This is a genomic window from Moorena sp. SIO3B2, from assembly GCF_010692525.1.
In the GTDB taxonomy this organism is placed as follows: Bacteria; Cyanobacteriota; Cyanobacteriia; order Cyanobacteriales; family Coleofasciculaceae; genus Moorena; species Moorena producens.
This window is the reverse complement of record NZ_JAAHHE010000215.1, coordinates 1-10,773: the sequence shown is the minus strand read 5'-3', so window position 1 is coordinate 10,773 and position 10,773 is coordinate 1. Positions and strand designations below refer to the sequence as shown.

Annotated in this window: 8 protein-coding genes; 3 read left to right on the top strand and 5 right to left on the bottom strand. The window is 44.4% G+C overall.

The annotated features are described in order from the left end of the window. Positions 1-16: 16 nt before the first annotated feature. Positions 17-877, top strand: coding sequence for an RNA-guided endonuclease InsQ/TnpB family protein (locus F6K38_RS28245; protein WP_287358371.1), 861 nt, complete (start codon positions 17-19; stop codon positions 875-877). Between the two features lie 73 nt (positions 878-950). Further along, complete coding sequence (locus F6K38_RS44445; protein WP_008180697.1) at positions 951-1,253, top strand: RNA-guided endonuclease InsQ/TnpB family protein; 303 nt, start codon at positions 951-953, stop codon at positions 1,251-1,253. Positions 1,254-1,510: 257 nt separating this feature from the next. Here F6K38_RS44445 and F6K38_RS28235 read toward each other — a convergent pair whose 3' ends face one another. From F6K38_RS28235 to F6K38_RS28220, 4 genes are all read right to left on the bottom strand, one after another. Next, positions 1,511-2,497: a KGK domain-containing protein gene (locus F6K38_RS28235; RefSeq protein WP_287313875.1), complete on the bottom strand. Its 987-nt coding sequence runs from the start codon at positions 2,495-2,497 to the stop codon at positions 1,511-1,513. Positions 2,498-2,698: 201 nt separating this feature from the next. Beyond that, positions 2,699-3,793, bottom strand: coding sequence for a c-type cytochrome biogenesis protein CcsB (ccsB, locus tag F6K38_RS28230; RefSeq protein WP_008180701.1), 1,095 nt, complete (start codon positions 3,791-3,793; stop codon positions 2,699-2,701). A 140-nt stretch (positions 3,794-3,933) separates the two neighbouring features. Then, a complete protein-coding gene (locus F6K38_RS28225) occupies positions 3,934-5,472 on the bottom strand; it encodes an MBOAT family O-acyltransferase (protein ID WP_287251418.1) in 1,539 nt (512 codons plus the stop codon). Between the two features lie 290 nt (positions 5,473-5,762). After that, a complete protein-coding gene (locus F6K38_RS28220) occupies positions 5,763-8,888 on the bottom strand; it encodes a DUF1574 family protein (RefSeq protein WP_008180706.1) in 3,126 nt (1,041 codons plus the stop codon). A 402-nt stretch (positions 8,889-9,290) separates the two neighbouring features. On the opposite strand from F6K38_RS28220, the gene F6K38_RS28215 reads away from it, so the two are divergent. Further along, complete coding sequence (locus F6K38_RS28215; protein ID WP_044492433.1) at positions 9,291-9,533, top strand: hypothetical protein; 243 nt, start codon at positions 9,291-9,293, stop codon at positions 9,531-9,533. A gap of 58 nt (positions 9,534-9,591) precedes the next feature. Here F6K38_RS28215 and F6K38_RS28210 read toward each other — a convergent pair whose 3' ends face one another. Beyond that, entirely contained in the window at positions 9,592-10,608 is a 1,017-nt protein-coding gene (locus F6K38_RS28210; RefSeq protein ID WP_287358370.1) for a pentapeptide repeat-containing protein, read from the bottom strand. Positions 10,609-10,773: the final 165 nt, after the last annotated feature.

The following is a 10,773-nucleotide window of genomic DNA, read 5'->3' as shown; positions in this document are numbered from 1 at the left end:
GTTATCCCACGTCAAAATGATCGTCTTAGAATTTAAGGTCAAAGGGAATAAAACTCAATATGCTGCCATTGATGAGGCGATACGCACTGGTCAGTTTGTACGAAATAAGTGCATCCGTTACTGGATGGACAACAAAGGGATAGGACAAAAAGACCTGTATCGCTATAACACGTGGCTGAGATCTGAATATCCTTTTGTCACAGACTTAAACTCTCATGCCTGTCAAGCTTCGGTGGAAAGAGCTTATAGTTCAATTTCTAGGTTTTACGATAAGTGTAAAAAACAAGTCCCTGGCAAAAAGGGTTATCCCAAGTTTAAAAAGTTTTCTCGGTCAGTTGAGTATAAAACATCAGGCTGGAAACTTTCAGCTGATACCAAGTATATAAAATTCTTAGACAAAAAAGGTATCGGGAAACTAAAGCTTAAGGGAACCTGGGAGTTATGGCGTTACGACCAAAATTTGATTAAACGAGTTAGATTGGTTCGTCGCGCAGATGGCTATTATGTTCAATTTTGTGTAAAAGTTGAGATTAAAGAATCTCTAGATCCGTCCCATACCAATGTGGGACTTGATGTGGGTTTAAAAGAATTCTACACCGATTCAAAGGGAAACACAGAACCAAATCCAAGATTTTATCGTAAGGGCGAGAAACGGTTGAAATTTTATCAACGCCGAGTTTCTCGTAAAAAGAAAGGCTCTGCTAACCGAAAGAAAGCCATTGATAGACTAGGTAGGCAGCATCTTAGAATAAGTAGACAACGTGAAGAACATGCCAAAAGACTGGTTAGAAGTTACCGCAAGAAGAGTGCAGCCTTTATAGTTGGTAGGCTATGCATCAAAGGTGGCAGGTTTTGTTGTAAGGCTGCACTCTTCTAAGGTTTCGTCTCCGGCACGTTGCGTAATCAGGTCTAACGACCTTGTCGCCTACGAAGATCTAAGAGTTAGGAATTTGGTTAAAAATCACTGTCTCGCCAAGTCTATTAATGATGCAGGTTGGTATCAATTCAGAAAATGGTTGGAACATTTTGGTACTAAGTTTGGTCGGATAACTGTTGCAGTTAATCCGGCTTTAACCAGCCAGAATTGTTCCCAGTGTGGTGAAGTTGTCAAAAAATATTTGTCAACTCGAACTCATACCTGCAAATGTGGTTGTCAATTAGACAGAGACCACAATGCAGCCATCAACATTCTTAAGAGAGCCTTCAGTACGGTGGGGCACACCGGAACTCGGATCCATGATCTGTTCGCGTAGCGTCGGCGAAAGCCGATACGCTTTGGGAGATCTGTCCTCTACTCTTCCTGACTCCGGTCTGGTTGAGCAAGACGGGTCGTTGAGCAAAGAATCCCCGTCCTTTTAGGCCGGGGAGTGTCAAATTTTGAATTTTGTAGGTCATGGATAGCCTAGAATCCTATAAATTCTAAACGCTCAAGGTTGTTAAAAGCTTTGAAATCGGCCTGTTCACTACGATGCTCCCATGTCAACATTTACCAATAGACTATTAGTTCAGCTTATTTAAGCTCATTCATTTCTTGCCAGACATCATCCATTAGGGAATTATCATCACCGTTTTCTGATTCCTCATCAAAGGAAATATCGTCCAGTTGAAACATATCTTCATCACTATCATCAGACATTTCACCGAGATCAAAATCATTACTACTGTCTGTTGATACTGCTGACAAATCCAGCAAATCTTCTTCCGCTGCTGTCGGTGATTCTACGAACTCTATATCTTCGTCAACACTATCGGAAAAGTCTCCTAAATCAAAATCATCTTCTTGACTAGTTGGGGTTTGTTCAAAACCAATATCTTCCTCACTTTCCGACTCACTATCGGAAAAGTCTCCTAAATCAAAGTCATCTTCAGTACTGGTTGGGGTTTGATCGATAGCAATATCTTCCTGACTATCGGAAAAGTCTCCTAAATCAAAGTCATCTTCAGTACTGGTTGGGGTTTGATCGATAGCAATGTCTTCATCTGCATCAAGTGTTGGTTGAAGTTTCATCTCATCGGAGATAGCAGTTGAGGCATCTTCCTCCAGTGCTTCAGCTACTGATATTCCAGTAGCAGTCACAGCGGCTGTGGCTGCTCCAACTCCAAGCTCCAATCCAGAATCATTGCTAGTTTGTGGCTCTGGGAGGTCTGGCTGTTCTGCTACCTGGGTTGATGTGCTTTGCAATGTTTCACCACCAATAGCTGATATATCATCAACTTTATCCTGAGTCTCGACAAGGCAAAATTCTAGATTAAGTCTTACCTTGCCTTGCTGCCAGTCATTAGCAGCAAATTGCAACACTTCACAAGGAATACCCGATTCGCTAAACCAACTTTCCTGTTCTGGAGTCCATTCATCCCCTAAGACTTCTACCAATTTCTTTTTGATAGCAACTAAGAATTCACCGACCCTAAAGGTACGGTTACCAATAAAGATTTGAGCAGATTCATCCACTGATAGTACTTCACCAACAGCGAGTGGCTTGAACTGATTATCCACGACTATTTTCCCCGATCAAACTTTTCGATAAGCTTCCATGCCTAGAGGGCAGGAGTTTCATTGCCCAACCATTGAACTAACTATTCCTTTGAGGCAAAGGTCGGTTTCCTAGGGTTAATTCCCCGATGCCTCTAGGCATTAAAGCGGGTTTTCAGTAGAAGCAATTTAGGGCATGCACTCAATCACGGAAATATATAGTTCTTAGAAGAACCAGCCGTAGGAATGTAAGCCTTTACCCAATAGATTGACTCCCAGATAGCAAACCCAAACAACTAGAAGTCCTGTCCCTGCCAAAATTGCTGGTCGGCGTCCTTGCCAGCCACGGGTAATGCGGGCATGGAGATAGGCAGCAAACACTAGCCAGGTAATTAATGCCCAGGTTTCTTTTGGGTCCCAACTCCAGTATGAACCCCAAGCCTCGTTTGCCCAAACGGCACCGGCAATAATCCCAATGGTGAGCAGAGGAAACCCCAGCCCAATAATACGATAGCTGATATTATCGAGAGTGTCGGCAATACTAAGCCTCTGGGGTGAGAGGGTGGGTGCTGTGGATACCGATGGTAGGGGTGAGTCGGGGGTAGTTACTAAATCGAGCACTGCTGTAGTACTAGCTGCATTACTCTGTCCCAGTTCAGCTAAAGGGGATGAGGTATCAGAGGTAACTACAGCCTGAGAAATTGGATCATTACCGTTGCGCTGTAGTTTAAAATTGGAATTCCCTGGTAAGTTATTCGGTAAGTTATTCTTGCTGCGATAGCCACCAGTACCGACAGAACTTCCTCGCAGTTCCACGTTCTGACCACGGGTAATCACTAAAAATGCGATCGCTACCAGGGCACCTACCATCAGGGTAGCGTAACTAAGCATCATGATACTAACATGCATCATTAACCAATTGGATTTCAGAGCAGGTACCAATGGAGCGCTTTCCTGCATGTCTGGTGGTAGGGATAGAGCGGCAAACGCGGTAATTCCCATGGCGACTGGTGCAGTAGCCACCCCTACCAATCGGCTGCGACTCATGTTTTCAGCAATTAGGTGAACTGTGGTAATTCCCCAGGTCAGGAAAAACAGGGATTCATAGAGATTACTGATCGGGAAGTAGCCTGCCTCTAGCCATCTTGCTCCGAGTAAGGTAGCAGTGCAAAGGTTGGCGGTTGCCATCCCTGATATTCCTAAGGGTGACAAATAAGGAATTTTAGGAAAAGCGGCTCCTACCCAGTAAATTAACATCGTCACAAACAGGACGAAAAAGGAAATATTATCTAATTTGTTCTGGAGTGTAACCAGATCCATAAAGCGTTCTCTCTCAAGTCTTGTATAAAGCTTATATTATTGCAGCATTACTACTATCCTATCGGTTCGATGTGCCCCTTTTGATAGAGTGCTAGTGGGTTAGTGTGTGAGTTCGTCTTTAGGGCAGAAATAGTTTAAGTTCAAAAATCGAAATAAATGTAAGGCAGACCACTCTGAGGAGCAAACAACCAAACTACGTAGAGACCTACTGGTACCAACAACAACTTCACCGGCCAGTTGAGTTGTAATTTCAGACCCCTTCGGATACTGTAAACCCCAGCCATTGAGGCTGCTAAGCTAACTAACAGGAGAAGCACCCAGAAGCGTTCCATACCAATAGCGGTTAAGTAGACTTTTTGACCAAATTGGATGTCAGCTGGGTGACCCCAGAGATTCTGGATGACTAAACTGGCTTGTTTGAGATTGGGGATGCGGAAAAAAATCCAGGCAGTAAACACCATAAATTGGGTCAAAAACCAGCTTACCAAGACCCCTGACCAACTTTGCCACCAACGTTTTATCCCATCTCTATTTTCACAGAAAGCTTCGGTCAAGCGATGAAGGACTAAGGCTAGACCATGCAAGCCACCCCAGGCTACAAATCCCCAAGCTGCTCCATGCCAGATACCAATAATGACCATTACGATGAATAGGTTAACGCAGGTACGAGCAACCCCTTTACGGGAACCGCCCAAGGGAAAGTAGAGATAGTTACGGATCCAATCCCCTAGAGTGATGTGCCAGCGACGCCAGAAATCCGCAATGCTGATACTGAAATAGGGAAAATCAAAGTTTTCTGGAAGATTAATGCCCAGTAACACTGCACTACCACGGGCAATGTCTACATAGCCGCTGAAATCGAAATAGAGTTGTAAACCGTAGGCAAAGATAGCTAACCATAAATCTCCACTACCAGCCCGTTCTATATTGCCAAAACACAAATCAACAAAAATCCCAATGTGGTCGGCTAACAGTGCCTTTTTAATCGCACCAGATGTAATCAACCAAAGTCCTTCTGTTGCTCGATCAAGACTTGGAAATTGTAAGGTTTTAAGTTCAAGGGCAAACGGATGATAACGAGTAATTGGACCAGAAATAAGTTTAGGAAAAAACAACTTATAAGCAGCAAACTGGAGGAGATTACGAGTTGCTGGAGCCCCACGATAGACATCAATGAGATAAGCAATGCCCTCAAATATAAAAAACGATATTCCTAGAGGAACAATTAAGTTATCCCTAATCCAATTCGCCCCATCTTGGGCAATGGTAAAGTTGATGATTACTGCCAAATTTGACAACATAAAAGGAATATACTTGAAGCCGAGCAAAAAGATAACATTTAGGAAAATACCTAGCCACAGTAGTCTTGACCGTCGGTTATTCCAAAAACTATCAGCCAATAGCCATTCTTCATTGGAGAGATGATAATTCGTAGCATGGGAACCAGAAACTGTATTCGTTCCAAGTGCTTGTCCAAAGTAAAAATTAATTAGGGTAATCAACACCAACAGGGGAATGTATTGGATTTGTAGTGAAGCATAAAATATTAGACTGCTACTTAATAAAACCAAAAGTTTTAGTTTGGGAGAACCTGTGGCAGCTGTAGAAGATTGCACCAACCAGTAGATTCCCAAAACTGCTAGCAAGAAACAGCTGTAGGTAATCGAAATAAATGACATTTTTTAAAGATCAAGGGTGAAGGATGTTTGCCTGATAGTGTGTAAGCATTCAGCTATCAGCCATCAGCATATGCCCGTAGCGCATATGCTTACATATCGTTTCCGTTTGAATAGTTATAGCGGTTTGCGTGTAGGTTAAGTATAATTACGAATCTTGACTACTGACTACTGACTACTGACTACTGACTACTGACTACTGACTACTTGTTGTTATTGTAATTAGCGCGGGTTGCAAACCGCTATATAATTATTGGTTGTTCGTTAATTTAAAACTGATTAATAATTAATTATTAATCACTAATGACTAATGACCAAGGCATCATTGGATCTTTAGCCAACTGCTTAGAAACTTGGTAAGCACCATAGCGGTTGAGATGGCTGGGGTCGGAAAAGTAGTCATGTTTAGTTAGCAACATCTTATTGAAATCTCGGAAAATCAATCCCCCTTCTAGATCAAAGTTGTACATGTATCGCTGAAATTGTTTATCATATTTGCTCCGCACTGGATCTAAATATTCTTTAGTCAGGGGTAGGTTGACCATAACGATACTAAGGTCATGCTTCTGGGCAAATTCCAGCAAATTTCTTAGGGCTTTGTCTTGCTGACCTCCTAGCTGAAAATACCGGTAATCACCATCATAAATACCGGGAACTTTAGGATGTTTCTGGTAGTAGGTAGCGGTGTTAAAACGAGTTGACAGGGGAAGGAAGCCATCAAAGTCAATTTTCCAGGTTGGGGATAATGTCTTTTGAGGCTTTTTGGCAGTCTCGGTTGTGTCTAGTTGGAGGAACTTTTCTAGGTCAACCAACTTTTCCCGTAACAGAGATTTGAGCTGGCTTCGGTGAGGATAAGTTAAGGAAATTTTGGCTATTGACTGATTTAGCCAGTCACTGATTAACTGATAACTATCATTAAAAACCTCTAGAGGTTGGTCTGTGGCATCTGTCGGTAATAGTGGTTGTTTAGTGCGGTTCGGAAAAACTCCTGCCATTAGAGCTTGGTAGCCTGGTGATGCGATAATCGAGTTGTAGGTAGCATCAACTCGACCATTGTTAAAGGCTCTGACCCCATCAGCCCAAATAATCAATTTAGGCAGTTGCTCCGGAGTTAAGACGCGCCGAACCATGAAGTCTACTACCTGAGCTGTGGCACCATTAACCCCAAAGTTAAACACGTCAATGCCAGGATAGCCCTGTTCTTCCAAGGCATTTTGGAGGGCAATGGGATCGATTCCCCGCATGGCTCTGGAACTGCCCATAATCAGTACATCAGGGATACCACTCTGAAGCAGGCGTTGTTGGTACAGAGCTAGCTTTTCATCTAACATCTGGTTATTGAATGAAGGATTGGGCGATCGCGCTGCGGCCAGCATGGCTGCCATGGTAGCATTGCCGTTTTCATTCACAATCACCATGGTATCCCCAGGAGCAGTAAACCCAGAGGTATTGAAGTTTTCAGTCCCGAGACCCGCCCCTTTTTGCAAAGATATTTGGGGCAAAGCAATGGGTTTGGGTGATGAGTTCGTCACTGCCTTTACTTCTGCTGATGGTGAGGCTTGAGACTGTAGCAGCTCACTAAAGCGCCAATCTGTGATCAGTGTTAGTAGTAATCCTGCTACGCCCCATACCATGCCTACTGCTACGCCTTGGATAGACAATTTTCCCCTAGCCTGTCTCTTGTCTGAGAAGGCTGCCATGTCTTGGTTTTCTACAGTTGGTACAAATAGCTGAGAGTAGCATAGCAAACGCTGGAGTATGTAAACTAAACCATCAACTGCTCCTTTGAAACCCTGGTTGAGATCGTCGTGGGTTAGATCACGACGCAGTACTGGTTCCCCACTGGGAGTTACCAAATCACTCAGGTAGGCATCTGAGGCAGCAAACTCTGGGGTAGCTTCTGGGACTAGACGCTGTCGATGAACAAAATCAACTCCATAGTTCCAGGAGGGGGAGGTAGCACCAGCGCGACGTCCATAGAGCCGCAACCCAGTAATTTCCGACATAGCCAGCTGCTCTAGGAAGCGGGTAATTTTTCGAGTGACCTTAGATTTTCGAGGACAGACCGTTGCCTCGCTCATGATGTGCAACAAGTCTTGTTTACGGCGAATTTTAACCCTTACTCCACCTGTTACCAATCGTTGGTCAATGTCGGGATTAAGTAAGCGTTCCAACAAAAAGGTCAAGGCATCGTGATGCCCTGTTTGGGCTAAGGAATAGGTGGATTCTCCTAAACTCTGGTGGTCTGCTGCTGGTAAGTTGAGCCAGTGAATCCAGGCTGGGGATTCGGTTTCTGGCAGTAAGGAATTGTTGGCAGCTTGACCATTCTTTCCCAAGGGGGGTTGGAGAGAGTCAGCTTCCTGAGACAGTAAGGTTTGACTAGGGAACTGACTTGACTCTACACCATAAATAGTGGCACCCTGGATACCTTGAGGAGCGATTAAATCGAGTATTGAGGCAATGGTACTGACTAAGGTTTCTTTTTCTGGGGCAATAGTTTTTCGGCGGTGGATGAAGCTAGAAAATACATGTAGGGTGGTTTCTTTAAGAATGGCTCTAACGGTTATTCCTACCGCTGCTAACCCCTGATTTAATAACCGCTGGATTGCTTCTACATCTCCCCAACGAGCCCATTCCTTGAGGACTTCTTCTGGAGGGGTCAAATCTACTCGCAGCTTCCAATCAGGAGTGGCTTCGCCACTTACCTGAAAGCAAATCAGGGCATCTCGAAACCCTTTGAGTTGCAAGGAATGTAACCGGTCGATGATGGGCTCAGATAGTAAGGAGGGATCGGGGCTGTAGTTAGAATTACAAATTATCCAGAGCCGTCGGTTAGGGGGTGAAGGGTGAAGGTTAGTTTGTTTAAGGTTAGAACTTGCCCCGGAAAATCTTCTAGCTTTGGAATCTTGGTGTTGGATCCGGACTTTAACACTGACACCTAGGTAACTGAGGGATTCACTGAGATAACGAGCGATCGCATCTGGAGAACCAGAACGGGCAAGACTTTCGTTTGAGACAGTTAAGTCCGCATCAGTATCAGTGGTTATGGCGTCGAAAGACGTCTGGGAAGATTGGTTAGAAGCATTAGTGGCATCATCGGTCGGTAGTTTGATAGCGATTTGCTTAATCCAGTCTGGACGCTTCTGCCCCACTCGACGCCCATAAACAATTATTTGATAGATCGGGTTTGCTAAGTCTAGGGGAAACTGAACTTCTCCCTGTTGCAGTTTCAGGGCTTTGATAAGGCGGTTGACTAACTTATTGGCTTCTACTCCCTGAGGGTGTTCACACAGAATGTGCAAATTGTTCCCTCGCAAACGGATTCGTATGGATAACCCAGGTTGCCTAATGGCACAATAAGCCCACTTGGCAAGGGAGGGCGGAGGAGCTTTTGGGAGACTCTGATCGACATCCAACATCACAAATTGATTAACTGGACTGGTAACGGAGGAATGATTTCTTCATATCTTAGATGCTCGCCTTGATTTAAGCACAATTTTCTGAAGACTACTTATTTGTTGGGCAAATAAAATTCATTTAGCTGACAATAGAGGTTGAAATCCTCAGCAGCCCAGACTCTAAAACAGGGGGGCTACACAAATGAACGCTGACAAAAGCAGCTTTGAGACTCAGTAGGTAAATCCCAGGTAATATTGGAGTCAACAGGACTTACGCCAAACTGGGAAACGCCCTTATCTAGTAGTCTCAGGAGGGAGACCCTACAAATAGATAAAAATCGAGTTACTGTGGAAGTCTGGCTCTTGTGCCCCGATGTGAAATTTTTGGCTTTGTTTAGTTCATTTGTACTAAAAATAACCCAGATGTCTTCTTCTCAACCAGAAATACCAGAAATCAGGTCAGCAGACCTGTTTAATTTAGAAATGCCCACAAAATTCTTCGTAAGTCTAGGGACTGCTCCAATGCTTTTAGGTATACTCTCAATACAAGCTATGGGTTCATGGTTAGAAGCTACAGGTATTAGTAGTGAGGAAGTGTTTCGAGGGCAGAGATTGCCTGTTCTCCCTTTCCCAGATTTGGAAAGGGATGATCAAGATGATCAATAGTTTAAATTGACTTCAAATTTGCTGTTGTTTTTGCTATGGATGTACTACAAAGTTGCTCCTAGTCGTGGATACTGCCATCGGGCAAAACTGCCCCCCTTAGGTTTGCCCCTGTCAGTTTCACCAAGAGCTTACCATTAGAACCCACTTTAGCTCCACTCATGTCAGCTCCACTCAAATCAGCTCCACTCAAATCAGCTCCAATCAGATTAGCCTCTCGTAAGTTAGCATTACTGAGGTTAGCTTGAAATAAATTGGCTCTAAAGAGATTAGCACCTTCGAGGTTAGCCCCGGCAAGATTGACCCGATGGAGAAAGGAATCTTTTAGGTTAGCCTGACTTAAATTAGCGGATTGCAGATTCCGATTTGAGAAGTCTCTTTCTTTGAGGTCTGCTCCGCTAAAATCAGCACCACTCAAGTCAGGAGGGGCTTTGGGAGTCCGAGATTGAGCCGTCGTGGATGGTTGGGCTCTAGATTCAGCAGGGGGCTGGGCAGTCCGAGCTTGGGCTGGAGTAGTCCGAGATTGAGCGGTCGTGGATGGTTGGGCTCTAGATTCAGCAGGGGGCTGGGCAGTCCGAGGTTGGGCGGTCGTGGATGGTTGGGCTCTAGAGTTAGCAGGGGACTTGGGAGTCCGAGGTTGAGCGGTCGTCGATGGTTGGGCTCTAGGGTTAGCAGGGGGCTTGGGAGTCCGAGGTTGAGCGGTCGTCGATGGTTGGGCTCTAGATCGTTCTGGTTGTTTGTATTTGTAATAGTTCGGTGGGTTTGGCTGGGGTGATGGTGGTGGTTTTGGTCTTGGATTTGGATTACGATAATTCCGATACTGTGTTCTGCCCCTAGCTTGCTTTTGTGAAGCAGTGGGTAAGGTCTGATGCGATCGCAATTTTTCTCGTGCCTGATTGAGTAACTTAAGTTTTTCTTCAGCTTTTTGCTTGAGGCGAGGATTATCCTCAGGAACACGATCGGGATGCCAAATAAATGCTAAATCCTTGTAAGCCTGGTTCACTTCTTCCGGTGATGCTCCAGGCTCCAGTTCAAGAACTCTATAGCATTGCTCTAGCTCATTTTGCTTCACCACCATATTATGTGTAACCTAGCGACTTTTCCTTTCTCGACTCTAGACTATCAACTATAGGCTTGCTTGTGTTGTTCCCTATAGTCTAAAGACTACAGCCTAGGTAAGCATTCAGCTATCAGCGGTCAGCTATCAGCATTCAGCTATCAGCATTCAGCTATCAGCATTCAG

Coding starts and splice junctions, on each gene's coding strand:
- F6K38_RS28215 (WP_044492433.1), top strand. CDS start 9,291: ATGTCTTCTTCTCAACCAGAAATACCAGAAATCAGGTCAGCAGACCTG.
- F6K38_RS28210 (WP_287358370.1), bottom strand. CDS start 10,608: ATGGTGGTGAAGCAAAATGAGCTAGAGCAATGCTATAGAGTTCTTGAA.
- ccsB (WP_008180701.1), bottom strand. CDS start 3,793: ATGGATCTGGTTACACTCCAGAACAAATTAGATAATATTTCCTTTTTC.
- F6K38_RS28245 (WP_287358371.1), top strand. CDS start 17: ATGATCGTCTTAGAATTTAAGGTCAAAGGGAATAAAACTCAATATGCT.
- F6K38_RS28225 (WP_287251418.1), bottom strand. CDS start 5,472: ATGTCATTTATTTCGATTACCTACAGCTGTTTCTTGCTAGCAGTTTTG.
- F6K38_RS28220 (WP_008180706.1), bottom strand. CDS start 8,888: ATGTTGGATGTCGATCAGAGTCTCCCAAAAGCTCCTCCGCCCTCCCTT.